Origin of the sequence: Neisseria polysaccharea (genome assembly GCF_963392925.1) — a bacterium.
Lineage (GTDB): Bacteria > Pseudomonadota > Gammaproteobacteria > Burkholderiales > Neisseriaceae > Neisseria > Neisseria polysaccharea.
Genome location: NZ_CAUJNZ010000008.1, coordinates 49,022 through 72,055 on the forward strand (window position 1 = coordinate 49,022; position 23,034 = coordinate 72,055).

Below are 23,034 nucleotides of genomic sequence, written 5' to 3' on the forward strand. Positions count from 1 at the left end.
ACATTTCTTCAGACGGCATCGGGGGTTAAGCCAACACTTCACGCCAGCGTTTGACTTGGAAACGGACTTGTTCCGGCGCGGTGCCGCCCAAGTGGTTGCGCGCGTTTAAGCTGCCTTCGGGGGTCAGCACGCTGTAAACATCGTCGGCAATCAAATCGCTGAAACCTTGCAGGACTTCAAGCGACAATTCGCTCAAATCAACGCCAGCTTCATCGGCATGGCGCACGGCTTGGGCAACGACTTCATGACTGTCACGGAAGGGCATACCTTTTTTGACCAAGTAATCTGCCAAATCGGTGGCAGTGGCGAAGCCCTGCATCACGGCGGCGCGCATATTGTCGGGTTTGACGGTTACGCCGCGCATCATGTCGGCGTAAATCCGCAGGGTGTCGATGAGTGTGTCGGCAGTGTCAAACAGCGGTTCTTTGTCTTCCTGATTGTCTTTGTTGTACGCCAAGGGCTGGGATTTCATCAGGGTAATCAGGCCGATAAGGTGCCCGATAACGCGTCCGGATTTGCCGCGCACAAGTTCGGGCACATCGGGATTTTTCTTCTGCGGCATGATAGACGAACCTGTACAGAAGCGGTCGGCGATGTCGATAAAGCCGAAACGCGGACTCATCCACAAAATCAATTCTTCAGACAAGCGGCTCAGGTGAACCATAACCAGCGAGGCGGCGGCGGTGAACTCGACGGCGAAATCGCGGTCGGATACGGCATCGAGTGAGTTTTGGCAGATTTGTTCGAAACCCAGCAGTTCGGCGGTGATTTCGCGCCGAATCGGGTAGGTCGTCCCGGCAAGGGCGGCTGCGCCGAGCGGCATACGGTTGACGCGGCGGCGGCAGTCCGCCATCCGTTCGTTATCGCGTCCGAGCATTTCGACGTAGGCGAGCATATGGTGTCCGAAGCTGACGGGCTGGGCAACTTGCAGGTGGGTAAAGCCGGGCATAACGGTTTCGGCGTTTTGTTCCGCCAAATCCAGCAATGCCGTCTGAAGGCTTTGAATCAGGCTTTGGATGACGGTAATTTGATCGCGCAGCCAAAGGCGGATGTCGGTGGCGACTTGGTCGTTGCGGCTGCGGCCGGTGTGCAGGCGTTTGCCCGCGTCGCCGATTTTGTCGGTCAGGCGGCGTTCGATGTTCATATGGACATCTTCCAAATCGGGCGACCATTCGATTTTGCCGCTGCGGATTTCTTCGAGGATTTCCGCCATACCCCGGCGGATGTCCGCCAAATCGCCTTCGTCCAACACGCCGGTTTCTTTCAGCATTTGCGCGTGTGCCAGCGAGCCTTGAATGTCCCATTCGGCAAGCCGTCGGTCGAAACCGATGGAGGCGGTGTATTGTTTGACGAGTTCGGAAACGGGTTCGTTGAAGCGTCCGGACCAGGTTTTGTCGTGCATAAGGATTCCTTGATGGGGTTATTCGGTGCGGTATTTTTCCAAAAGGCGGCGGAAGGGTTCGCCAGTTTCGGGGTGTTTCAGGCCGTAGGCGACGGTGGCTTCGAGGTAGCCCAGTTTGCTGCCGCAGTCGTAGCGCGTGCCTTCAAAGGGGTGCGCCAGGACAAATTCGTGATCGAGCAGCTTGGCGATGCCGTCTGTAAGCTGGATTTCGTTGCCCGCGCCGCGCGGCAGTCCGGTCAGTAAGTCGAAAATGCGCGGGGTGAGGATGTAGCGCCCAACAACGGCAAGGTTGGAGGGCGCGTCTTCGGGCTTGGGTTTTTCGACAATGCCGGTAATGCGTTGGAACTGTTTGAGCTGTTCGGTTTCGACGATGCCGTATGAGCCGGTTTGCGACGGTTCGACGGTTTCTACGCCCAAAATGCTGTTGCCGCTGCGCCCGTACACTTCGACCATTTGTTTGAGCGCGCCTTTTGGGGCATCGATTAAGTCGTCAGCCAAAATCACGGCAAAGGGTTCGTCTCCGATGGCGGCGCGGGCGCACAAGACGGCGTGTCCCAAGCCCAGTGCTTCCGCCTGGCGGATGTAGAGGCAGGTAATGTTCGGCGGCAGGATGTTGCGGACGTGTTCCAGAAGTTTGTCTTTATGGCGCATTTCCAACTCGGTTTCGAGTTCGTATGCCTTGTCGAAATGGTCTTCGATGCTGCGTTTGTTGCGTCCGGTAACAAACACCATTTCCGTGCAGCCGGCTTCCACGGCTTCTTCTACGGCGTATTGGATCAGCGGCTTGTCGACGATGGGCAGCATTTCTTTCGGGCTGGCCTTGGTGGCGGGTAGGAAGCGGGTTCCCATCCCTGCGACGGGGAAGACGGCTTTTTTTATCGGTTTCATTCTTTTTCCTTTGTATTGTTTTGATGTTTAAAGGGCGAGTTTGCGGATTAAATCGGCGAGTGCCTGCGCGCGGTGGCTTTCGCGGTTTTTGACCTCCGAATCCAATTCGGCGGCGGTTTTGCCGTGTTCGGGCAGATAAAAATACGGGTCGTAACCGAAACCGTTTTGCCCGAGCGGCGTGTCGTTCCACTGCCCGTGCCATACGCCCTCGGCGATAATTGGGCGCGGGTCGTCTTGATGGCGGACAAAAACCAATACGCAGACATAAGAACAACTTTTGTCGGCTTTGCCGGCAAGTTCGGCGGCAAGTTTCAGGTTGTTGGCGGTATCGGATTTGGGGTTGTCGCCGGCGTAGCGTGCGGAATGGATGCCCGGCGCGCCGTTTAGGGCGGCGGCACAGATGCCGCTGTCGTCGGCGAGTGCGGGCAGTCCGCTGTGTCCGGCGGCGTGCCGGGCTTTTGCCAGCGCGTTTTCGACAAAGGTGGAATAGGGTTCGGGGCATTCGGGTATGCCGAATTCGGATTGCGGCAATACGGTAATGCCGTATGGTTCGAATAGGTTGCCGAATTCTTTGAGCTTGCCGGCATTGCCGCTTGCCAAAACGATTTTTTCCGGTTTTTCAGACATAGCGGTTCCTTTGTGGTGTGGATGGGTCGGCGTGTAGGGATTTGTGCCGCAGGTAGAGGGCGAGTGCGCCGATTTGCCCGAACAGTGCGCCGAATGCGAAAAGGAAGGACGCGACGGCGAAGGCTTTGCTGCCGGTGGTCAGCAGATAAGCACCCAAGAGGACGAGCAGCATAAATGCCAGTGTGAACAGGGCAACAGACAACAGATAGATTTTTCGGCGGTTCATGGCGTTCGGTCGGAAACGGTATGTTCGGATTATAGCCGATTAGGACGGCATTCCCTAGAGGCTGGAAAAATGCCGTCTGAAGAGGCCTTCAGACGGCATGGGAAGGCGGATGTTATGCCTGTTTGTTCCAGCGTTCGATGGATTCTTTGATGACTTTTTTTGCTTCTTCCACATCGCCCCAGGATTCGACTTTGGTCGTACCCGCTTTTTTCAGGTCTTTGTAGTGGTTGAAGTGGAACTCGATTTGTTTGATGAGCTGTTGCGGCAAATCGGACAAAGTTTTGTAGGCGTTGCCGTTGTTGCGGTCGTCGGCAGGGACGCAGACGATTTTGTCGTCTACTTCGCCGTCGTCAACGAATTTCATCACGCCGATAACGCGCGCTTCCAAGAATACGCCGGTTGCCAAAGGTTGTTCGGTAACGAGCAGCACGTCCAATTCGTCGCCGTCTTCGTCTAATGTTTGGGGAATAAAGCCGTAGTTGGTCGGTTTGGCGAAGATGGCGGGTTCGACGCGGTCGAGTTGGAATGCGGCGAGTTTGCGGTTCCACTCGATTTTGTGGTTGCTGCCGGCGGGGATTTCGTTGACAACGTTGATGATGCCGCCATCCACGTCGCCCGGGGTCAGAATTTGGTTGAAGTCTGCCATTTGGTTTCCTTTGTTTCTGAGGATTTGAACGGCAGGAGTATAGCAAACAAAAAGTTTGATGGAAACGCCGCCATGCCGTCTGAAAAGGGTTCCGGATATTTTCAGACGGCATTTTTCAGACGGCATTTTTCAAAGCCTGCCCAAGCGTCTGCCTAATTCCAAAATCGCGCGCCTGTTGGACGGGGAAAATACTTTTTCCGCCGCTTCTTCCATATCGAACCAACCGTAGGAGACGTGTTCTTCGGGTTGCAGGGCGATGGGCGTATCACGCGGGATTTCGGCAGAGAAGAGGTGTTCGCGGTTTTCAAACACGCCTTTTGGATAGCGGTGCCGCCAGTGGTGGTAGATTTCGTAAACCGTGCTGTCGTGCCAGTCTTGAAGCTGTCCTTCCGCCAGCAGGATGCCGGTTTCTTCCCAAACTTCGCGCCTTGCTGTTTGGGCAACGGTTTCCCCAGGTTCGAGGCTGCCGGTTACAGACTGCCAAAATCCTTTCGGATGCGTGCGTTCGATGAGGAGGATACTGCCGTCCCCGTCATGGAGTACGACCAGTGCGGAGACGGGATATTTGAGCGGTTTTGCCATCAATGTCCTTTGGCGGTTTTATTGGAGATTCGGGCTTGTTGTTTCCGTCGAAGATTAGGTTATACCGTTGCTGAAACCGGTCGGTACCTTTATCGGTGCAGGTTTCCCAATATATTTACACAGTTGTATTTTCCGTATCTTTATGGTTTCGGGCGAATCGTCAAATGCCCGACGTTGGGACGGATTATGAGAAATATCCGTCTGTTCCGTTTTGATACGTATGATGAAGCGATTATAGCAGCCTGCGACACCTGCCATAAATGCCGTCTGAACATTTGTTCCGATTCCGATAAATATCCCTACTGTGTCAAAAAGATAGGAAACGGTATCATCTTAAGGCTTGCCAAAGGGCCCGGCTAAAATTATAATTCGAAACTTATCGAGTCGGAGTGTGGCGCAGTCTGGTAGCGCACTTGCATGGGGTGCAAGGGGTCGAAGGTTCGAATCCTTTCACTCCGACCAAAAAATATAAGGCAGCCGTTTTTGAAACGGCTGCTTTTTTGTCTGTATAAAGAAAGGTCGTTTGAAACCGTATTTATTGTTTAAGACAACCTCTTAGCTCAAACTTTGAGAATCGCATGCGTGCGTTCCGCATACATGCTACTTGTTGAGTTTAGATTTCATATGGGCTATGGTTTGCTGATTGCACAGGCTACGCCTGTTATACTTACTCATCAGCTATTTTGGAATACATATACTCCACGGCATTAGGTGATAGTGGTGCTTTACACTCGGTGCAATAATCTTTATTAAATGGAGAAATTCCTCTTGAATAAGTTAAATTATTGGCATCAATCTCAAATGATTTGCCATTAAATTTTTGAAAAGAATGGCAATATGGACATATGCCGGCAATCGGAATATAAATAATACAAAAAAATAATCCAACAACCCAATATATAGTAAATATAATAAAAAAAATATCTTTCTTTAAGAAATTATTGTTTGTAACAATTTCTTGGAGGGTTGCCGCACTAGATATACAGGCTACGGAAATAAAAAAAATCTTAGGAATTAACATTCTTTTTTGAAATTTTTTCGCAATATACATTGCTTTTTCTTTGTCATCTAATTTTCTCATATCTCTTACTTCTTCCATTCCAAATCCAAATATCCCATTTCAACATACCACCTGTTTCTACATGTACAAATTTTCTTGAAATGCCGTCTGAAAAGTTTTCAGACGGCATTTTTTATTTCTTCCAGTAGGCGGGGGTGAAGAGGATGAAGACGGTGAAGATTTCCAGCCTGCCTAAGAGCATGGCGGTAACGCAAATCCATTTCTGTATTACGTCCAAACCGGCGTAATTGCCGGCGGGCCCGACTTCGCCCAGGCCGGGGCCGGAATTGGTAATGCAGGCGATGACGGCGGTAAAGGCGGTGGTAAATTCCATACCGCTCGCCATCAGCAGGAAGCTGAAGAGGACGACGGTCATAAAGTAGATGAAGATGAAGGACATAACGGTCAGCGCGAGGCGGTCGGGTATGGCCTTGCCGCTGATTTTGACGGTGCGGACGGCTTTGGGGTGCAGCAGCACCATCATTTCGCGCAGGCTGAATTTGAACAGGACGAGGGCGCGTATGGTTTTGATGCCGCCGCCGGTCGAGCCGGAGCTGGCGAGGATGTTGGCGAGGAAAAACATCCACAGGGAAATCAGGAGCGGCCATTGTGCGAAGTCGGTGTTGGCCAGCCCGTTTGCCAATCCGATGGAGACGAAGTTGAAGGCGGTGTAGCGCAGGGATTCGATGAAGCCGGCGTAATGGCCGGTGTGCCACAGGTACAGGGCGGCGGCAAGGATGCTGCCGGAGAGCAGCAGCAGCATTGTCCGGCATTCTTCGTCTTTCCAATAGGTTTTGAGGCTGCGGCTGTTGAGGGCGGCGAAATGGCTGGCAAAATTGATGCCGCCGAAAATAGTGAAAACGATAATGACTGCTTCGATGAGGGGGGAGTTGTAATAAGCTATGCTGGCATCGTGGGTGGAAAATCCGCCCAGCGAGAGGGTCGCCATCGCGTGACAGACGGCATCGAACCAGCCCATCCCGGCAAAATGCAGGCAGGCTGTCGCGAGGATGGTGATCAGGGTGTAGCCGAACCAGAGTTTTTTCGCCACTTGGGAAATGCGCGGCGACATTTTGCTTTCTTTGTCAATGCCGGGGATTTCGGCTTTGAATAACTGCGTGCCGCCTACGCCGAGCATAGGCAGGATGGCGACGGCAAGGACGATGATGCCCATCCCGCCCAGCCAGTTGAGCATATGCCGCCAAAAGTTGACGGAGGGGGCGAGTCCGTCGACGTGGGGGATGACGGTCGCGCCGGTGGTGGTCAGTCCCGACATCGATTCAAAAAATGCGTCGGTAAAGCCCATATTCGGGAAATACAGGTACATCGGCATCGCCGCCATAGCGGCAAACGCCAGCCACAGCATCAGGACGAGGGTGAAGCCGTCGCGCGGGCGCAGTTCGCGCCTGAATCGGAGGGTGGCGAGCCGGACGATGCACGAGCCGGAAAGGGTAACGGTCGCGGTGGTGGCGAAGGCGGTGTACGCGCCGTCCGAAAAGGCGTAGGAGAGGGCGGCGGGTATCAGCAGGATAAAGGAAAACAGCATACCCAGTCGGGAGAGGACGTGGGCGATGGGCAGGATTTTGTGCATAGTGGGGCGGTCCGTTATTTTGCGAAACTTTTCCAGTCTATGCCGTTGGCGGCTTGGACTTGGGTAATTTCTTCCGTTTCGAGGTTGACGGCGGTCAGTTGCCCGCCCCACAGTGCGCCGGTGTCCAGCGAGATGACGTTGTCGGCATTCGTGTAGCCCAGCGAGGACCAGTGTCCGAAGATGATGGTGTGGTCGAGGTTTTGCCGGTCGGGGGCTTTGAACCACGGGCGCAGGTAAAGCGGCATTTTTTTCACTGTGGATTTGTAGTCGAAATCCAGTTCGTTTTTAAAGGTCAGGGCGCGCATCCGCGTGAAGGCGTTGACGATGAAGCGCAGGCGGGCATAGCCTTCCAAACCTTCGTCCCACGCGGACGGTTTGTTGCCGTACATTTTGGAGAAGAATTTGACGTATTTTTTGCCGCGCAGTTCGGCTTCGGCTTCTCTAGCGAGCGATTCGGCTTTGGCGATGCGCCATTGCGGCAGGATGCCGGCGTGTACCATCACGCGGCTGCCCTCGCGTATCAAAAGCGGTTGCGCGCGCAGCCAGTCGAGCATTTTTCTGCCGTCGGGGTGTTTGAGTATGGGTTCGATTGTGTCGCTGCGTTTGGGCGCGCTTTCGCCGCAGCCGACGGCGAGCAGGTGCAGGTCGTGGTTGCCGAGGACGATTTGCACACTGTTTTCGTGCCGGATGCAGAATTGCAGCGCTTCGAGGGATTTCGGGCCGCGGTTGACGATGTCGCCCGTCAGCCAGAGGGTATCCGTGCCGTGGTTGAAGCCGATTTTGCCGAGCAGCGCGGCCAGTTCGTCGAAACAGCCTTGGATGTCGCCGATTGCGTAATGTGCCATTGCAGATGTTGTGAAGTGGGAAAGTGTTGCGGTTCAGACGGCACGGTCGGAAATCTTATGCCGTCCGAACGTGGAATTATGCGTTCAAAACGAGGACGGCTTCGGCTTCGACCTGCACGCCTTTGGGCAGCGAGGCAACGCCGACGGCGGCGCGGGCGGGAAACGGCTCGGCGATAAATTCCGCCATCACTTCGTTGAAGACGGCGAAGTTGCCCAAGTCGATCAGGTAGGCGTTGAGTTTGACGATGTCGTCCAGCGAGCCGTCTGCCGCTTCGGCGACGGCTTGCAGGTTTTGAAAGACCCGGCGGGCTTCGGCGCGGAAATCGCCGTTGCCGACGACGGTCATCGTGGCGGGATCAAGGGGAATCTGACCGCTCATGTAAACGGTGTCGCCCGCGCGCACGGCTTGGCTGTACGCGCCGATGGCGGCGGGGGCTTTGTCGGTGTGGATGATGGTTTTGGACATTTCGGATTCCTCAAAAAATAGGGCGGCAGAAGCCGCAGCATTCGGGATTATCGTACAAAACCGCCGGCTTGTGTAGTTGCGGCGGCGGAAAACAAAACCGCCGAAAGGCTCGGCGGTTTGCGGAATAACGCGTATATCAGAATTTGACGCGTACGCCGGCGGACAGTTCGCCGGTACGGACGTTTTTGACGTTGTTGACTTTGCCGATGTAGTTGTAGCGGTAGCCGGCATCCAAATCGACATTGGGGGTAACGGCATAGCTTACGCCCGCCAATACGCCGAGACCGGTGGAGATTTGGCTGAAGCTGTCGCTGCCGTTCAAGTCGACGGAGGCGCGGTTGAGGCTCAAGCGCGCGCCGAGATACGGTTTGACGGGCGATTGGGTGTCGAAGTCGTAAATGGCGGACGCGCCGATGCTGTAAAGTTTGAAATCGGTGGATGGGGCTTTATAGTTTTTGTAGCGCGTGTAATCGACGGCGAAGCGGAGGTCGTTGATGCGGTAGCCTGCGGAGATGCGCGGGCTGAAGCCTTTGGCAGAACCTAAAGAGCTTGAGGCTTTTGCGTGTGCGGCATCGGCTTGGACGTAAAAGCCGGATGCGCCTTCCGCCAGTGCGGCGGCCGGGAGGGCGAGGGCAATCAGTGCGGCAAGTGCTTTTTTCATATCTTGGTTCCTTTATGGTCAGGGAGAAAAATGGTTAAGAATCCGTTAAAGAATCCTGCCGTATTATACTGAAATTTTCTTTTTGCATCGTAATATTTTCAATGCCCCAAGATGCGGGACGGCATACCGGGCATTGTTCCGTGCCCTGCCTTTAAACGGAGCGGCATCACGCAGCGGATGGACGGAACTTGCAAACGGTTTGGGAAAAGGAGGGACGGCGTGGATGACGGAATTTGCGCGCGTGCAGGCATACGGTTTTTTGTGCGCGGCGATGCCGTCTGAAACGCCCGGCGGGGGAGGCGGCTGCCGCCGGCTTTTTCCACGGCGGCAAGGATAAGCCCCGCATCTTCGGCACGCCCCCGTACCGAAAACCGCCGGTATCCGCCGCCTGCCGGTTCCGTCCTTGTCGCCGCCGCCGTTGCCGCGCGTCATTTTTGAGAATGTCCGTTGTTGGAATTTGCCGTTTCGGCATCCTTGTATTTGCTTGCGCTTATAAAAAACACTGCAATAAATCGTTTAAAAACAATCGTCCACGTTCGGTCGGGCGGAATACGGCGGGGTTGGTTTCCAATAAACCTTTTTGCCTTGCCGTTTCGATTTGCGCCATGATTTTGGCACTCGGTACGCCCGTGCGCTCCTGCAACATCGCGGCGGGTACGCCGTCGGTCAGGCGCAGGGCGTTCATCATAAACTCGAAAGGCAAATCTTCGGCGGCGACGGTTTTGCGTTCGACGGCTTCACCCGGCCGGTTTTGCATCAGGGCGAGGTAGTCGTTGGGATGGCGGCGGCGGACGGTGCGCTCGATGCGGTCGGGGTAGGAAATTTTGCCGTGCGCGCCCGCGCCTATGCCCAAATAATCGCCGAACTGCCAGTAGTTCAAATTGTGGCGGCACCGCATGGCGGGTTTCGCAAAAGCCGATGTTTCGTAATGGATAAAGCCGGCGTTTTCCAATGCGCCGTGTACCGCGTCTTCGATGTCGAGGGCGGCTTCGTCTTGCGGCAAACCTTTGGGCGGCGTGTGTCCGAACGGCGTGTTCGGTTCCATCGTCAGGTGATACGCGCTGATGTGGGTCGCACCCGTGGCGATGGCGGTTTGTACGTCATCCAATGCCGTCCGAACGGTTTGGTTCGGCAGGGCGTACATCAAGTCGATATTGACTTTATCAAATAATTTCAGGGCAGTAGCTATGGCGGTTAAGGCTTCCTTGCCGTTGTGGACGCGCCCCAGCCTTGAGAGCATATCGTCGTTGAAACTCTGTACACCGATAGAAAGCCGCGTGATGCCTGCGTCTTTAAATCCTTGAAATTTCTCGATTTCAAATGTACCCGGATTGGCTTCCAACGTAATTTCCGCTTCCGGCTGCAAGCGCAACAGCGAACGCACGCCGCTCAACAAACGGTCAATCGATTCTGCCTGAAACAGGCTGGGCGTACCGCCGCCGAAAAATACCGTTTCCACCGGCCTGCCCCAAATATTGGGCAATTCGAGCTGCAAATCGGTCAGCAGCGCGTCGATATAGGCGGCTTCGGGCAATCCGTTTTTCAGACTGTGAGAATTGAAGTCGCAATACGGGCATTTTTTGATGCACCACGGGATGTGGATGTAAAGCGACAGGGGCGGTAGGGCGGTGAGCCGGGTGCGGTTTGGAAAGGAAATGGTGTGCATGGTGCGGTTCGGAAAAGTGGACAATGCCGTCTGAAGGCGGTTCAGACGGCATAGGTTCAGCCGAGCAGGGTAAGCAGTTCGGCTTCGCTGAGGACGGAAACGCCCAAGGCATTGGCTTTTTCCAGCTTGCTGCCCGCGGCTTCGCCTGCGACGACGTAGTCGGTTTTTTTGGACACGCTGCCGGAAACTTTGCCGCCTGCGGCTTCGATTAATGCTTGGGCTTGGTCGCGTTTGAGCGTGGGCAGGGTGCCGGTTAACACGAAGGTTTTGCCTGCTACGGCTTTATTGATGCCGTCTGAACCTTGAGCCGCCTCGTCTTCAGACGGCATTTGCGCGAAGAAGGTTTTCAGGTTTTCAAGCAGGACGGCGTTTTGTGTTTCGCTGTGCCACGCCTGCCAGTCGGCAGGGAGGGCTTTGTCGTTTTGCAGACCTTTTATGCTTTGCCCGGCGAGTTCCCATAAGGCTTGGGCTTTGTTTTCGCTGATTTTGAAGCCGGGCAGGCGGGCGATCCAGCGTTGCGGTTCGGCATATTGTGCGACGGGCAGACTGACGGCTTGGGCTTGCGGGGCAACGCCTGCGGCAAGCAGTTCGTCTATCATCGCCTGCTGTTCGGCTTGGGCGAAGAAGTGGGTGATGGAATGCGCCACTACCGTGCCGATGTCGGGCAGGCAGGCGAGGATGGGTTCGGGTGCGCGGCGGACGTGTTCCAGCGAGCCGAATGCCTGCGCCAGTGTTTTGGCGGTGCGTTCGCCGACGTGGCGGATGCCGAGCGCGAACAGGAAGCGGGCGAGTTCGGGTGTTTTGCCGGATTCTATGCCTGTGAGGATGTTTTCCGCCCACTTGACCGGTGGTTTTTTATGTTTGCCCGACGCGCCGTCCGAACTGACTTCAGACGGCATTTGATCCGATTCGGCAACGGTTTTGTCCGCCGCTTCCTTCATTTTTTGCAGGGTCGGGATGTCGAGGCGGTAGAGGTCGGCGAAATGGCGGACGAGGTCTTGGGCGACCAGCTGTTCGATTTGTTTTTCACCCAAGCCGTCGATGTCCATCGCTTTACGCGAGGCGAAGTGGATTAAGCCTTGCGCGCGTTGCGCCTGACAAAGCATGCCGCCGCTGCATCGGGCGACGGCTTCGCCTTCTTCGCGTTCGATTTCGCTGCGGCAGATGGGGCAGCGGGTCGGCAGGCGGTAGGGCTTGTGGAGCGGAACGGATCGGGTTTGCCCGGCGGACGGTGTTTCGGCAAACAAATCGTCCTGCCGATGCCCGATGCCGTCTGAAACGGCAACGGCGGTTTCCCGCATCGGACGGCGTTCGAAAATCACGCGCACGACTTCGGGAATCACGTCTCCGGCGCGGCGCACGACGATAGTATCGCCGACGCGCACGTCTTTTCGGGACACTTCGTCCTGATTGTGCAGGGTGGCGTTGGTAACGGTGACGCCGCCGACGAATACGGGTTGCAGGCGGGCAACCGGCGTTACCGCGCCGGTGCGCCCGATTTGCACATCGATGGCTTCGACAATGGTTAATGCTTCTTCGGCAGGGAACTTGTGGGCAACCGCCCAGCGCGGCGCGCGGGAGATGAAGCCGAGTTCGTGCTGTTGCGCCAGGCTGTTGACTTTGACCACCATACCGTCGATTTCGTAGGGCAGTTCGGGGCGTTTTTGCTGCATTTGTTCATAAAACGCCAATACTTCATCGATATTTTTGAAACAGCCGAAATTGCCGTCGGGCAGGCTGAAGCCGAGCTCTTGGAAATAGGCGAGTTCTTGGATGTGTGCTTCCGCGACGAAACCGCCTTGCTGACGGGCGACGGAGTAGGGGAAAAAGTGCAGTTTGCGTTGCGCGGTAATGCGAGAATCGAGTTGGCGCAGACTGCCGGCAGCGGCGTTGCGCGGATTGGCAAAGGGTTTTTGCCCGTTTTCGGCTTGTCTTTTATTGAGGGCGGCGAAATCGGCTTTGAGCATCAGCACTTCGCCGCGCACTTCGATGAGTTCGGGCGTATTTTCGCCGTGCAGCCGCAGGGGGATGTTGGATACGGTTTTGACGTTTCGGGTTACGTCTTCGCCGGTTGTACCGTCGCCGCGTGTTGCCGCCTGCACCAATACGCCGTCGCGGTAGAGCAGGCTGATGGCGAGGCCGTCGAATTTGGGTTCGATTACATATTCCGGTTGTTCGCCGTTTAAACCGTTACGCACACGTTCATCAAAAGCATACATTTCGGCGTGGTCGAACACGCCGTTTTCATCTTGCGGGGAGAAGGCGTTGGTCAGTGACAGCATCGGCACTTCGTGGCGCACTTCGGCAAATCCCGCCAAAGGCTCGCCGCCGACGCGCTGGGTCGGACTGTCGGGCAGTTTGAGTTCGGGATGGTTTAACTCCAACGCTTCGAGTTCGCGGAATAATTTGTCGTATTCGGCATCGGGTACGCTGGGTGCATCGAGGGTGTAGTATTCGTAGGCGTAGCGGTTGAGCAGGTCGGTGAGGCGGCGGATGTGTTGTGCGGTCGGGTTCATGGCGGATAGGTTTTCAGACGACATTTTTAAAGATGCCGTCTGAACGGTAAAACGTGTTGGAAATGGTCGGATTTTACAGGAAAACAAAAGGCGGATACACCGTTGCCGATGTATCCGCCCTTGTGTTTGCGGAGTTATGAAAACAGGCGCAATGCGGTTTTGCCGCCTGGTTCGATACCGACTTTGAGCATCTCGGACTGACGTGCCAATACATAAGTGCGTACGTCTTTGAGCCATTGGGTCGAAACTTCTTCCATTTTGTCGTTAACTAAATTGAGGTTCAGTTGGCCGGACAGTCGGACTGCCAAATCCATAAAGAGGTCGTCAAAAGTTTTTTCGCCTGCCGGAGAGTGTGGGATATCGAGCAGCATACTGAAGCCTTTGTAGGATTGGTTGTCCAAAAGGGCATTGGTAAACGGCTCGTTGTTGAGCGTGCAGATGGAGAACATGGTCGAACCCGACGTGTCGGTATAGTGGAACGCGCCGTCGTCTTCCAAGACGAAACCCACGCCCGTTACGGCGGAACGCAGTTCTACGCCGCTGATGCTGGTCGGGGAAACCAAATGGATGGCGATGGTCTGGTCGACGCGCGCGCAGAATGCGTCCAGTGCGGAAGCCACTTCGATAAAGGCGGCAAGGTCGGTGTGCAGCGTCTGACCGCCCATGCTTTGTGCGAATGCGTCCACCTGGCGGTTGAATGCGGAGAGTTCTTCCTGCGAGGCAAGTCCGTTGCGGCTGACTGCCTGAATACCCACGATAAATGCCTGATAGCGGATGCCCGGGATGGGTTCGGCAATCTGGAAATGGTCGTCCATGGTGCAGCCGACAATCTGGTAGCGGCAGCGGTTGGAAAGGCGCGGCAGTGCGTGCAGTTCTTTGGCTTCGGTCAGCGCGATATAGGAGATGAAATCGAAGCGCACGTCAAACCACGGCAGTTCGACTTTTGACAATTCTTGGAGCGTAATCAGCGGTTTTGCCGGCGTTTGCGGAACGGGAACGGGTTTTGCCGGCGCGTCGTCAGGTTTCGGTGCGGAATGTCCGGTTTGGGGTTCGGAAACGGTGTGGGCGGAGTTGCCGATAATGCCGCTTTCTTCCAAGACGGTTTCGATTTCGGTTTTGAACGGGGAGGCTTTTGCCTGTTTCTGCTTGGCGATGTAGACGGCATCCTGCTCTTGCAGGTTGCGCATGGCGGGGTCTTGGGGTTTTGCCGTTTTTTTGACCGCCGGTTGGGGTTTCGGCATCATGACTGACCCGCCGGACGGTTTGCCGTCGCGGACATGGCTGGTTTTGCTGTTGAGTAGGGCATCTTTGTCGGAGTGTCCGAACTGGTCGCGCACTTTTTTGCGGTATTGGTTTTCCTGATACATATTGTAGGCGACAACGGCGAGGACGGCGGCGAGGAACAGTACGATGTAAATCATGGCAATCACTTTAAATTTCGGGATGCAGGATGCGCAAAGTGCGGGTACTGCGGTTAAATCGGGCTTGCGTTTCCGGCAGTCTGACGGAACGACCGGTTATAACGTTTGAATTATAACGAAAATTGCAGGGTCTGACAGCAGTGTGTCGAAATAAGCGGAAATTTTCCGAAATGCCGTCTGAAATCTGTGGTTTTCAGACGGCATTTCTGTCTATGGGAAACCCTTTCCCCCGTATCCGCTGCCAGTCGAAAAAATGGCCGGGGTCGGTTTTGCGTCCGGGCGCGATGTCTTGGTGCCCCGTTACCGCCGTGATGGGGTAGCGGCGGCAGATTGCGTCCAACAAGGCTTCGAGCGAACGGTATTGCGCTTCGGTAAAGGGTTCGAAATCGCAGCCTTCCATTTCGATGCCGATAGAAAAAGCGTTACATTTTTCCCTGCCGCCGAATGAAGATACGCCGGCATGGTATGCCATATTATTGCAGGAAACGAACTGTACCGTTTCTCCGTTGCGTTTGATTAAGAAATGGCTGGATACGCGCAAAGTGTGTATCAATCCGAAAAACGGGTGGTCGTTCGGGTCTAGGCGGTTGGCAAACAGCTTTTCCACCGCATCCGTACCATATTCGAATGGCGGCAGCGAGATATTGTGCAACACGATCAGGGAAACCGTTTCCCCCGTTTCCCTCGGGCTGAAATTGGGCGACGGGGTATGGCGTATGCTTTGAAGCCAGCCGTTTTGCCAGTGTGCTTCGGCGTGATTGTCCATGATGTCCTTCCTGTCTTATGGGGTAATTTGGGTTATACTGTCGCCGAAATTTTAAGATGTATTCCGAATGCTGGGAATCCTACCATGTTGAAAAAATTGTTGAAATGGTCTGCCGTTTTTTTAATCGCGGCGGCAGCCGTTTTCGCCGCGCTGCTTTTTGTCCCTAAAGACAACGGCAGGGCATACCGAATCAAGATTGCCAAAAACCAGGGTATTTCGTCGGTCGGCAGGAAGCTTGCCGAAGACCGCATCGTGTACAGCAGGCACGTATTGATGGCGGCAGCCTATGCCTTGGGTGTGCACAACAGGCTGCATACGGGGACGTACAGGCTTCCTTCGGAAGTGTCGGCTTGGGATATTTTGCAGAAAATGCGCGGCGGCAGGCCGGATTTGGTTACTGTACAGATTATTGAAGGGTCGCGTTTTTCGCATATGAGGAAAGTCATCGACGCAACGCCCGACATCGGACACGACACCAAAGGGTGGAGCAATGAAAAACTGATGGCGGAAGTTGCCCCCGATGCCTTCAGCGGCAATCCTGAAGGGCAGTTTTTCCCCGACAGCTACGAAATCGATGCGGGCGGCAGCGATTTGCGGATTTACCAAACCGCCTACAAGGCGATGCAACGCCGCCTGAATGAGGCATGGGAAAGCAGGCAGGACGGGCTGCCTTATAAAAACCCTTATGAAATGCTGATTATGGCGAGCCTGGTCGAAAAGGAAACAGGGCATGAAGCCGACCGCGACCATGTCGCTTCCGTCTTCGTCAACCGCCTGAAAATCGGTATGCGCCTGCAAACCGACCCATCCGTGATTTACGGCATGGGTGCGGCATACAAGGGCAAAATCCGTAAAGCCGACCTGCGCCGCGACACGCCGTACAACACCTACACGCGCGGCGGTCTGCCGCCAACCCCGATTGCGCTGCCCGGCAAGGCGGCGCTTGATGCCGCCGCCCATCCGTCCGGCGAAAAATACCTGTATTTCGTGTCCAAAATGGACGGCACGGGCTTGAGCCAGTTCAGCCATGATTTGACCGAACACAACGCCGCCGTCCGCAAATATATTTTGAAAAAATAAACCATGCCGTCTGAAAAGTTTGTGTTTTCAGACGGCATACCCTTGTTGGGAAAACCAATATGAAGCCTCAATTCATCACTTTGGACGGCATAGACGGAGCCGGAAAATCCACCAACCTTGCCGTCATCAAAGCATGGTTTGAACGGAGGGGGCTGCCCGTGCTGTTCACGCGCGAGCCGGGCGGAACGCCGGTCGGTGAGGCTTTGCGCGAAATCCTGCTCAACCCTGAAACCAAAGCCGGTTTGCGTGCGGAAACACTGATGATGTTCGCCGCCAGAATGCAGCATATTGAAGACGTGATATTGCCCGCGCTTTCAGACGGCATCCATGTCGTGTCCGATCGTTTTACCGATGCGACCTTCGCCTATCAGGGCGGCGGGCGGGGGATGCCGTCTGAAGACATTGAAATATTGGAACATTGGGTGCAGGGCGGTTTGCGCCCCGATTTGACCCTGCTGTTGGATGTGCCGCTGGAAGTATCGATGGCACGTATCGGACAGTCGCGCGAGAAAGACCGTTTCGAGCAGGAGCAGGCGGATTTCTTCATGCGTGTGCGCAGCGTTTATCTGAACCGTGCCGCCGCCTGTCCGGAACGTTACGCCGTTATCGACAGTAACCGCAGCTTGGATGAAGTCAGAAATACCATAGAAAAAGTGTTGGACAGACATTTCGGCTGTTGATGCGGCAAATATTGAAACAAGCGCATCCGCCCGCACCGAAAATCAAACGGCAGTGCCGCAGGTGAAAATGGCGGTATGCGCCAAACTTTCGGCATGATAGAATTACGTTCAGTTACAAGGCAGGATGCGTCGGCAATATTAACGAACCGCCCGTAACCCAATGTCTCGAAAGTGTTTCGGACAGTTCGATTCAAATCTTTTTCTCGCAACAGGATTGACACATGGAAAACTCATTGAAAGAAGCCGCCCTGCAGTTCCACGAATTCCCCGTGCCGGGCAAAATCTCCGTTACCCCAACCAAATCTCTGGCCACTTCTAAAGATTTGGCGTTGGCGTACTCTCCTGGCGTAGCCGCTCCTTGTATGGAAATCCATGCCGATCCGCAAACTGCCTACAAATACACCGCCAAAGGCAACTTGGTCGCCGTTATTTCCAACGGTACGGCCGTTTTGGGCTTGGGCGACATCGGCGCGCTGGCGGGCAAACCCGTGATGGAAGGCAAAGGCGTATTGTTCAAAAAATTTGCCGGTGTGGATGTGTTCGACATCGAAATCGACGAAAAAGACCCGCAAAAACTGGTGGACATCATCGCCGCTTTAGAGCCGACTTTCGGCGGCATCAACCTCGAAGACATCAAAGCGCCCGAGTGTTTCTACATCGAACGCGAATTACGCAAACGCTGCAAAATCCCCGTATTCCACGACGACCAGCACGGTACCGCCATCATCACCGCCGCCGCCGTATTGAACGCCCTGCGTTTTACCGGCCGCAAAATCGAAGAAGCGACCTTGGTGTGTTCCGGCGCAGGTGCGGCCGCGATTGCCTGCCTGAACCAACTGCTGGATTTGGGCTTGAAACGCGAAAACGTAACCGTTTGCGACTCCAAAGGCGTGATTTACCAAACCCGCGAAGACAAAGACCGCATGGATGAGTCCAAACAGTTCTACGCCATTGAAGACAACGGCCAGCGCGTATTGGCCGATGCGGTTAAAGGCAAAGACATCTTCTTGGGACTCTCCGGCGCGAACCTGCTGACGCCTGAAATGTTGAATACGATGAACGAAAAACCCATCGTGTTCGCTATGGCCAACCCGAATCCGGAAATCCTGCCGCCGCTGGCAAAAGAAACCCGTTCGGACGTGGTTATCGGCACCGGCCGCTCCGACTTCCCGAACCAAGTCAACAATGTATTGTGCTTCCCGTTCATCTTCCGCGGCGCGTTGGATGTCGGCGCGACCACCATCAACGAAGAAATGAAACGCGCCTGCGTGTATGCTTTGGCGGATTTGGCGATGGAAGAGGTAACTGAAGAAGTGGTTGCCGCTTACGGTAAGAAATTCGAATTCGGCGCGGAATACCTGATTCCGACCCCGTTCGATTCCCGCCTGCTGCCGCGCGTCGCTACGGCTGCCGCCAAAGCGGCGATGGAAAGCGGCGTGGCAACCCGTCCGATTGCAGACTTGGAAGCCTACGCCGCCAAGCTGGGCGGATGGAAGCTGTAAGCCGTTTGCGGTTAAAATGCCGTCTGAACTGTTTTCAGGCGGCATTTTGCTGTCAGATTGATAAATGAAAGATACTGGAAAATGAAAGAGATGAAACCTGTCCGTTATCATATTGGCGATATGCCCGAGACTTCAAAACAAACCGCCTCCCGTCATGACGACAGGGCAGTGGGTGTTGACGATGATTGTTTTCATGCTTCCTTTGGTCAATTTTTGTTTGGGTGTTCGGCAGAGGCAACCCGAACCGCGCCAATTTCTGTAAAGCGCAGTTGCTTATTTACCTGATTGGTTCGCTTATCGGTTTGGTCTTCGCGTTGTTTATAGGTGGGTCTGTATCGGGTACGCATGATTAATGCCCCGGGCTGATTTTGCTTCGAGGATTTGTATCGAATATGCCGAATTGTTTCAAATTTCATACCGTTATCGAACGGCATTGGCAAAAACCTTATCCGGTTTTGTCTTTTCTGCTTAAGCCGCTCTCCGGGCTGTTTGCCAAAATTGCGGCAAAACGGCGGGCGGATTTTTTATCGGGAAAACGGCAAAGCGAAAAGCTGTCCGTGCCTGTGGTCGTGGTCGGCAATATTCACGCGGGTGGGACGGGGAAAACGCCGATTGTTGCCGCGCTGGTGTCGGGTTTGCAGGAAAAGGGCGTCAAGGTCGGCATCATCAGCCGAGGCTACGGGCGCAAGAGCAAGGCAGTTCATGTATTGAATGCCGAGAGCCGAGCGGAAGATGCGGGCGATGAGCCTTTGCTGCTGTTCCGCAAAACCGGTGCGCCGACGGCTGTGGGCAGCAGCCGTGCGGAGGCAGGCAGGGCGTTGCTGGCGGCGCATCCCGACATCGGACTGATTGTGGCGGACGACGGTTTGCAGCATTACGCCCTGCAGCGGGATGTGGAAATCGTGGTGTTTCCGGCGGCGGATACGGGGCGTACGGATTTGGACTTGCTGCCCAACGGCAATTTGCGTGAACCTTTGTCGAGATTGGAAAGCGTGGATGCGGTGGTGGTCGGCGGCAGGGCGGCGGATGGTTTTATGCCGTCTGAACATTTGTTCGGCAGCCGTATTGAGGTGGGTGCGGTTTACCGTTTGAACCGTCCGTCTGAAAAACTGGATATTTCGACATTGTCAGGGAAGCGCGTCGCAGCGGTTGCCGGTATCGCCAGACCGCAGCGTTTCTTCGATACTCTGATACACATGGGCATCCGCCTTGACCAAACGGTTGCTCTGCCCGACCATGCCAATATTTCCAATCGGGATTTGCCGCCTGCCGATGTGGTGCTGGTAACTGAAAAAGATGCGGTCAAATTTTCAGACGGCATTTGCACCGATAATGTTTGGGTGCTGCCGGTTTGTGCGATAATCGAACCTGATTTGGCGGCGTTTGTGTTGGCACGTTTGAAAAAAAAACAAGATGCCGTCTGAAAGCTAAGTGTTTTATCCTGAGTACCCTTATTTTGATTTTTGGAGAAAAAAATGAAAGAAATAATGATGTTATGTGCTGTTGCCTTGTCTGTTTCGGCGTGTGTCAGCACCGAATTGTCATCGGCAAACAAGCCATATAATCCGTCGAGCGATGCGCGCATCCGCCTGTACGGACAAAACGGCAGACCCACTGTTTTAACCATCGATCCCAAAGGCAAAGCGGAAAAAGTCGTCGTAGGCGGCGGTATGGGACAGAGCATGGCATCCCTTTTCCATCTGAAAGGGAATGAAAGCATCGGTATGCCTGAATCTGAATTCAGTAAAAATCCTTCACAATTCAACAATATCGGTTCAAACGCATTTTTCAAAGAGTTTATCGTTCCGGCAAATGTGGAAATTGCTTTGAAAAATACGATTAACGCGCCCGCCCATGTCATGAAAAATGCACAGGGAAACACAGTTTATAAACGGTATCTCAGCTGTGATGCCGGTACTTTGACGTTTAAACCCGAAGCAGGCAAGGATTATGAAGCCGTTCCTGCACCGTCAACCCATCAATGCGGTATCCAATTGATTGAGTTGCAGAAATAATGGTTTGATTGTGGAAAATATGCCCACACTCGACCGCGCATCAGGCGTTGTCTTGTGTCACGCGGTGATTGATGTTTTAAAAACGAAATTTCCAGTCCGGAGGAGTCTTTGATGAAACTGAAAACCTTACTGCTTGCCGCCGCATTCGTATGCACCAATGCTTTTGCCGCCCCGCCCAGCGACGCGTCGCTGGAGCGTTGGCTGGATACGCAGAATTTTGACCGAGATATAGAAAAAAATATGATTGAGGGCTTTAATGCCGGATTTAAACCGTATGCGGACAAAGCCCTTGCCGAAATGTCGAAAGAGAAAAAAGATCAGGCGGCAAAAGCCTTTAACCGCTATCGTGAGAATGTTTTGAAAGATTTGATTACGCCCGAAGTGAAACAGGCTGTCCGCAATACTTTATTGAAGAATGCCCGTGAGATATATACGCAAGAAGAAATTGACGGCATGATTGCCTTTTACGGTTCGCCTGTCGGTCAGTCCGTCGTTGCCAAAAATCCGCGCTTAATCAAGAAATCGATGAGTGAAATAGCGGTATCTTGGACTGCATTGTCAGGGAAAATCGCGCGACATCATCTGCCCGAGTTTACGGAAGAGTTGCGACGCATCATCTGCGGCGGTAAAAATCCCGATGCGGGCTGTAAACAAGCCGGACAGCTTGGGAAAAGGCATCAGAAATAAATAATAGCCGCCTGAAATATTGCAGAGGGCATCCGATTGATTAAACTATTATAGTGGATTAACAAAAACCAGTACGGCGTTGCCTCGCCTTAGCTCAAAGAGAACGATTCTCTAAGGTGCTGAAGCACCAAGTGAATCGGTTCCGTACTATCTGTACTGTCTGCGGCTTCGTCGCCTTGTCCTGATTTTTGTTAATCCACTATAAACTCGAAAGAGACCCTATGGAAAAAAAATTCTTAGACATCCTCGTTTGTCCCGTTACCAAAGGCAGGCTGGAATATCATCAGGACAAACAAGAGTTGTGGAGCCGTCAAGCCAAGCTGGCGTATCCGATTAAAGACGGCATCCCCTATATGCTGGAAAACGAAGCACGAGCGTTGAGCGAAGAGGAACTCAAAGCATGACCGAATTTGTCGTATTGATTCCGGCACGGTTGGATTCATCGCGCCTGCCCGGAAAAGCCTTGGCGGACATCCACGGCAAACCGATGGTCGTGCGCGTTGCCGAACAGGCGGCAAAAAGTAAAGCCGCGCGCGTCGTCGTCGCCACCGACCATCCTGATATTCAGACGGCCTGTCAGGCGCACGGAGTCGAAGTCGTTATGACTTCAAACCGGCACGAAAGCGGCACGACGCGCCTTGCCGAAGCCGCCGCCGCGCTGAAGCTGCCGCAGCATCTGGTGGTTGTCAACGTACAGGGCGACGAGCCGCTGATTGCACCCGAACTCATCGACCGCACCGCCGAAGTCTTGGTGGAAAACAACGTGCAAATGGCGACCGCGGCGCACGAATTGCACGATTTTGACGAGTTTATGAATCCCAACGTCGTCAAAGTCGTCCTCGACAAAAACCGCAACGCCATCTACTTCAGCCGCGCCCCGATTCCCTATCCGCGCGATGCAATGCGTGCAGGAAAACGCGAAATGCCGTCTGAAACCGCCGTCCTGCGCCATATCGGCATCTACGCCTACCGCGCCGGTTTTCTGCAACGCTACGCCGAAATGAGCGTTTCGCCGCTGGAAACCATCGAATCGCTGGAACAGCTGCGCGTCCTGTGGCACGGTTATCCCATCGCCGTCGAAACCGCCAAAGAAGCCCCCGCCGCCGGCGTAGATACGCAGGAAGATTTGGACAGGGTTCGCGCTGTATTTCAGACCGTATAAAACAGGTTCAAAGGGAAAAGATATGCAGCAACATATTGAAAAGTGGCAACACTTGAGCCGGGAAGAACAAAAAATCCTTGCCGAAGTATGGGGTCTCGTGCAAAACGACGATCAGGAGGTTCACTATGAAATGCTCAAATTGAACGCACCCGACGAAGCTAGCGGCGAATTTTGGTTCAGAATGGCAGAAATACTCAGCACCCTGCCGCCCAACCGTTCCCTCGACCTTAGAATGAACGGCGGCAGGCTGGCGACCGCCGTATCCATCCTTTCCGTCATGATTGAAGACAATCCCGATATACCGCAGCTTTGGGCGCAGAAAATTACCGCCCTCAACTATTTGGCACACGGACACAAAGCCCGTGCCGACGGTTTGGCACAACAGCCCGACAAAGCGGCAGAAGCCAACGAGGAGGAATACCTGACCAAAGCCCTGTCGCAAAACCTGCTGTCAACATTGGATGCGGCACTTGCACGTTTTCCTGAAGACGCGTGGTTTCAGGAAATCAAACAGGATGCACAAAAGCATTTTGCTTAAGGATGTG

26 protein-coding genes and 1 tRNA gene are annotated in these 23,034 nt (G+C 54.2%); 11 read left to right on the plus strand and 16 right to left on the minus strand.

Features of this window, described 5'->3' with window-relative positions; translation table 11 throughout:
• Positions 1 to 25 precede the first annotated feature (25 nt).
• The 6 genes from argH to nudB form a co-directional block, all read right to left on the minus strand.
• On the minus strand, positions 26 to 1,402 hold the full coding sequence (gene argH / locus RDY34_RS06425; RefSeq protein WP_308073445.1) for an argininosuccinate lyase: 1,377 nt from the start codon (positions 1,400 to 1,402) through the stop codon (positions 26 to 28).
• 18 nt (positions 1,403 to 1,420) lie between these two features.
• The gene (gene galU / locus RDY34_RS06430) at positions 1,421 to 2,290 is read right to left on the minus strand and encodes a UTP--glucose-1-phosphate uridylyltransferase GalU (RefSeq protein WP_107818568.1); all 870 of its coding nucleotides are present in this window, start codon (positions 2,288 to 2,290) and stop codon (positions 1,421 to 1,423) included.
• 27 nt (positions 2,291 to 2,317) lie between these two features.
• Positions 2,318 to 2,917: an RdgB/HAM1 family non-canonical purine NTP pyrophosphatase gene (gene rdgB, locus RDY34_RS06435; RefSeq protein WP_308073443.1), complete on the minus strand. Its 600-nt coding sequence runs from the start codon at positions 2,915 to 2,917 to the stop codon at positions 2,318 to 2,320.
• On the minus strand, positions 2,910 to 3,143 hold the full coding sequence (locus tag RDY34_RS06440) for an NGO_0222 family membrane protein (RefSeq protein ID WP_308073442.1): 234 nt from the start codon (positions 3,141 to 3,143) through the stop codon (positions 2,910 to 2,912). Before RDY34_RS06440 ends, rdgB begins: the two co-directional genes overlap by 8 nt.
• Before the next feature lie 112 nt (positions 3,144 to 3,255).
• Positions 3,256 to 3,789: an inorganic diphosphatase gene (locus tag RDY34_RS06445; protein WP_002222820.1), complete on the minus strand. Its 534-nt coding sequence runs from the start codon at positions 3,787 to 3,789 to the stop codon at positions 3,256 to 3,258.
• 129 nt (positions 3,790 to 3,918) lie between these two features.
• Positions 3,919 to 4,371 carry a dihydroneopterin triphosphate diphosphatase gene (nudB, locus tag RDY34_RS06450; protein WP_003675653.1) on the minus strand — a complete coding sequence of 151 codons (453 nt, stop codon included), beginning with the start codon at positions 4,369 to 4,371 and terminating at the stop codon, positions 3,919 to 3,921.
• A gap of 385 nt (positions 4,372 to 4,756) precedes the next feature.
• On the opposite strand from nudB, the gene RDY34_RS06455 reads away from it, so the two are divergent.
• Positions 4,757 to 4,833 (plus strand) — tRNA-Pro (locus RDY34_RS06455).
• Positions 4,834 to 5,038: 205 nt separating this feature from the next.
• Here the strand turns inward: RDY34_RS06455 and RDY34_RS06460 are convergent.
• The 10 genes from RDY34_RS06460 to ampD all read right to left on the minus strand — a co-directional run bounded on the left by RDY34_RS06460 (position 5,039) and on the right by ampD (position 15,363).
• Positions 5,039 to 5,452: a hypothetical protein gene (locus RDY34_RS06460; RefSeq protein WP_308184493.1), complete on the minus strand. Its 414-nt coding sequence runs from the start codon at positions 5,450 to 5,452 to the stop codon at positions 5,039 to 5,041.
• Entirely contained in the window at positions 5,436 to 5,561 is a 126-nt protein-coding gene (locus RDY34_RS06465; RefSeq protein ID WP_308073439.1) for a hypothetical protein, read from the minus strand. Before RDY34_RS06465 ends, RDY34_RS06460 begins: the two co-directional genes overlap by 17 nt.
• A gap of 3 nt (positions 5,562 to 5,564) precedes the next feature.
• On the minus strand, positions 5,565 to 7,022 hold the full coding sequence (locus RDY34_RS06470; RefSeq protein ID WP_308073438.1) for a TrkH family potassium uptake protein: 1,458 nt from the start codon (positions 7,020 to 7,022) through the stop codon (positions 5,565 to 5,567).
• A gap of 14 nt (positions 7,023 to 7,036) precedes the next feature.
• Positions 7,037 to 7,867 (minus strand): symmetrical bis(5'-nucleosyl)-tetraphosphatase, encoded by an 831-nt coding sequence (locus RDY34_RS06475; RefSeq protein WP_308074747.1) that lies wholly within the window; start codon positions 7,865 to 7,867, stop codon positions 7,037 to 7,039.
• 76 nt (positions 7,868 to 7,943) lie between these two features.
• Entirely contained in the window at positions 7,944 to 8,333 is a 390-nt protein-coding gene (locus tag RDY34_RS06480) for a RidA family protein (RefSeq protein WP_308075277.1), read from the minus strand.
• Positions 8,334 to 8,469: 136 nt separating this feature from the next.
• On the minus strand, positions 8,470 to 8,994 hold the full coding sequence (gene nspA / locus RDY34_RS06485) for an outer membrane beta-barrel protein NspA (protein ID WP_118787283.1): 525 nt from the start codon (positions 8,992 to 8,994) through the stop codon (positions 8,470 to 8,472).
• 490 nt (positions 8,995 to 9,484) lie between these two features.
• Positions 9,485 to 10,660: a radical SAM family heme chaperone HemW gene (gene hemW, locus RDY34_RS06490; protein WP_221409810.1), complete on the minus strand. Its 1,176-nt coding sequence runs from the start codon at positions 10,658 to 10,660 to the stop codon at positions 9,485 to 9,487.
• 56 nt (positions 10,661 to 10,716) lie between these two features.
• Complete coding sequence (ligA, locus tag RDY34_RS06495; protein ID WP_308074746.1) at positions 10,717 to 13,200, minus strand: NAD-dependent DNA ligase LigA; 2,484 nt, start codon at positions 13,198 to 13,200, stop codon at positions 10,717 to 10,719.
• Between the two features lie 110 nt (positions 13,201 to 13,310).
• Positions 13,311 to 14,597, minus strand: coding sequence for a cell division protein ZipA C-terminal FtsZ-binding domain-containing protein (locus RDY34_RS06500; protein ID WP_308074745.1), 1,287 nt, complete (start codon positions 14,595 to 14,597; stop codon positions 13,311 to 13,313).
• Between the two features lie 193 nt (positions 14,598 to 14,790).
• Positions 14,791 to 15,363, minus strand: coding sequence for a 1,6-anhydro-N-acetylmuramyl-L-alanine amidase AmpD (ampD, locus tag RDY34_RS06505; protein WP_308074744.1), 573 nt, complete (start codon positions 15,361 to 15,363; stop codon positions 14,791 to 14,793).
• A gap of 84 nt (positions 15,364 to 15,447) precedes the next feature.
• Between ampD and mltG the strand changes: the two genes are divergently transcribed.
• From mltG to RDY34_RS06555, 10 genes are all read left to right on the plus strand, one after another.
• On the plus strand, positions 15,448 to 16,443 hold the full coding sequence (gene mltG, locus RDY34_RS06510; protein ID WP_308184494.1) for an endolytic transglycosylase MltG: 996 nt from the start codon (positions 15,448 to 15,450) through the stop codon (positions 16,441 to 16,443).
• A gap of 59 nt (positions 16,444 to 16,502) precedes the next feature.
• Positions 16,503 to 17,123, plus strand: coding sequence for a dTMP kinase (tmk, locus tag RDY34_RS06515; RefSeq protein ID WP_304677073.1), 621 nt, complete (start codon positions 16,503 to 16,505; stop codon positions 17,121 to 17,123).
• Between the two features lie 221 nt (positions 17,124 to 17,344).
• Positions 17,345 to 18,625 (plus strand): malic enzyme-like NAD(P)-binding protein, encoded by a 1,281-nt coding sequence (locus RDY34_RS06520; protein ID WP_308184495.1) that lies wholly within the window; start codon positions 17,345 to 17,347, stop codon positions 18,623 to 18,625.
• A gap of 81 nt (positions 18,626 to 18,706) precedes the next feature.
• Positions 18,707 to 18,910, plus strand: a complete 204-nt coding sequence (locus RDY34_RS06525; RefSeq protein WP_228775729.1) for a hypothetical protein — start codon at positions 18,707 to 18,709, stop codon at positions 18,908 to 18,910.
• A 107-nt stretch (positions 18,911 to 19,017) separates the two neighbouring features.
• Positions 19,018 to 20,049 carry a tetraacyldisaccharide 4'-kinase gene (gene lpxK / locus RDY34_RS06530; protein ID WP_308184496.1) on the plus strand — a complete coding sequence of 344 codons (1,032 nt, stop codon included), beginning with the start codon at positions 19,018 to 19,020 and terminating at the stop codon, positions 20,047 to 20,049.
• 63 nt (positions 20,050 to 20,112) lie between these two features.
• Positions 20,113 to 20,640: a hypothetical protein gene (locus RDY34_RS06535; RefSeq protein ID WP_301005466.1), complete on the plus strand. Its 528-nt coding sequence runs from the start codon at positions 20,113 to 20,115 to the stop codon at positions 20,638 to 20,640.
• Between the two features lie 111 nt (positions 20,641 to 20,751).
• Positions 20,752 to 21,327 (plus strand): DUF2059 domain-containing protein, encoded by a 576-nt coding sequence (locus tag RDY34_RS06540; RefSeq protein WP_308073428.1) that lies wholly within the window; start codon positions 20,752 to 20,754, stop codon positions 21,325 to 21,327.
• A gap of 221 nt (positions 21,328 to 21,548) precedes the next feature.
• Positions 21,549 to 21,731, plus strand: a complete 183-nt coding sequence (locus RDY34_RS06545; RefSeq protein ID WP_002221286.1) for a Trm112 family protein — start codon at positions 21,549 to 21,551, stop codon at positions 21,729 to 21,731.
• Positions 21,728 to 22,489: a 3-deoxy-manno-octulosonate cytidylyltransferase gene (gene kdsB, locus RDY34_RS06550; RefSeq protein WP_003709663.1), complete on the plus strand. Its 762-nt coding sequence runs from the start codon at positions 21,728 to 21,730 to the stop codon at positions 22,487 to 22,489. Before RDY34_RS06545 ends, kdsB begins: the two co-directional genes overlap by 4 nt.
• A 22-nt stretch (positions 22,490 to 22,511) precedes the next feature.
• The gene (locus RDY34_RS06555; protein WP_308073427.1) at positions 22,512 to 23,027 is read left to right on the plus strand and encodes a 3-deoxy-manno-octulosonate cytidylyltransferase; all 516 of its coding nucleotides are present in this window, start codon (positions 22,512 to 22,514) and stop codon (positions 23,025 to 23,027) included.
• Positions 23,028 to 23,034 lie beyond the last annotated feature (7 nt).

Coding starts and splice junctions, on each gene's coding strand:
- argH (WP_308073445.1), bottom strand. CDS start 1,402: ATGCACGACAAAACCTGGTCCGGACGCTTCAACGAACCCGTTTCCGAA.
- galU (WP_107818568.1), bottom strand. CDS start 2,290: ATGAAACCGATAAAAAAAGCCGTCTTCCCCGTCGCAGGGATGGGAACC.
- rdgB (WP_308073443.1), bottom strand. CDS start 2,917: ATGTCTGAAAAACCGGAAAAAATCGTTTTGGCAAGCGGCAATGCCGGC.
- RDY34_RS06440 (WP_308073442.1), bottom strand. CDS start 3,143: ATGAACCGCCGAAAAATCTATCTGTTGTCTGTTGCCCTGTTCACACTG.
- RDY34_RS06445 (WP_002222820.1), bottom strand. CDS start 3,789: ATGGCAGACTTCAACCAAATTCTGACCCCGGGCGACGTGGATGGCGGC.
- nudB (WP_003675653.1), bottom strand. CDS start 4,371: ATGGCAAAACCGCTCAAATATCCCGTCTCCGCACTGGTCGTACTCCAT.
- RDY34_RS06460 (WP_308184493.1), bottom strand. CDS start 5,452: ATGAGAAAATTAGATGACAAAGAAAAAGCAATGTATATTGCGAAAAAA.
- RDY34_RS06465 (WP_308073439.1), bottom strand. CDS start 5,561: ATGCCGTCTGAAAACTTTTCAGACGGCATTTCAAGAAAATTTGTACAT.
- RDY34_RS06470 (WP_308073438.1), bottom strand. CDS start 7,022: ATGCACAAAATCCTGCCCATCGCCCACGTCCTCTCCCGACTGGGTATG.
- RDY34_RS06475 (WP_308074747.1), bottom strand. CDS start 7,867: ATGGCACATTACGCAATCGGCGACATCCAAGGCTGTTTCGACGAACTG.
- RDY34_RS06480 (WP_308075277.1), bottom strand. CDS start 8,333: ATGTCCAAAACCATCATCCACACCGACAAAGCCCCCGCCGCCATCGGC.
- nspA (WP_118787283.1), bottom strand. CDS start 8,994: ATGAAAAAAGCACTTGCCGCACTGATTGCCCTCGCCCTCCCGGCCGCC.
- hemW (WP_221409810.1), bottom strand. CDS start 10,660: ATGCACACCATTTCCTTTCCAAACCGCACCCGGCTCACCGCCCTACCG.
- ligA (WP_308074746.1), bottom strand. CDS start 13,200: ATGTCGTCTGAAAACCTATCCGCCATGAACCCGACCGCACAACACATC.
- RDY34_RS06500 (WP_308074745.1), bottom strand. CDS start 14,597: ATGATTTACATCGTACTGTTCCTCGCCGCCGTCCTCGCCGTTGTCGCC.
- ampD (WP_308074744.1), bottom strand. CDS start 15,363: ATGGACAATCACGCCGAAGCACACTGGCAAAACGGCTGGCTTCAAAGC.
- mltG (WP_308184494.1), top strand. CDS start 15,448: ATGTTGAAAAAATTGTTGAAATGGTCTGCCGTTTTTTTAATCGCGGCG.
- tmk (WP_304677073.1), top strand. CDS start 16,503: ATGAAGCCTCAATTCATCACTTTGGACGGCATAGACGGAGCCGGAAAA.
- RDY34_RS06520 (WP_308184495.1), top strand. CDS start 17,345: ATGGAAAACTCATTGAAAGAAGCCGCCCTGCAGTTCCACGAATTCCCC.
- RDY34_RS06525 (WP_228775729.1), top strand. CDS start 18,707: ATGAAAGAGATGAAACCTGTCCGTTATCATATTGGCGATATGCCCGAG.
- lpxK (WP_308184496.1), top strand. CDS start 19,018: ATGCCGAATTGTTTCAAATTTCATACCGTTATCGAACGGCATTGGCAA.
- RDY34_RS06535 (WP_301005466.1), top strand. CDS start 20,113: ATGATGTTATGTGCTGTTGCCTTGTCTGTTTCGGCGTGTGTCAGCACC.
- RDY34_RS06540 (WP_308073428.1), top strand. CDS start 20,752: ATGAAACTGAAAACCTTACTGCTTGCCGCCGCATTCGTATGCACCAAT.
- RDY34_RS06545 (WP_002221286.1), top strand. CDS start 21,549: ATGGAAAAAAAATTCTTAGACATCCTCGTTTGTCCCGTTACCAAAGGC.
- kdsB (WP_003709663.1), top strand. CDS start 21,728: ATGACCGAATTTGTCGTATTGATTCCGGCACGGTTGGATTCATCGCGC.
- RDY34_RS06555 (WP_308073427.1), top strand. CDS start 22,512: ATGCAGCAACATATTGAAAAGTGGCAACACTTGAGCCGGGAAGAACAA.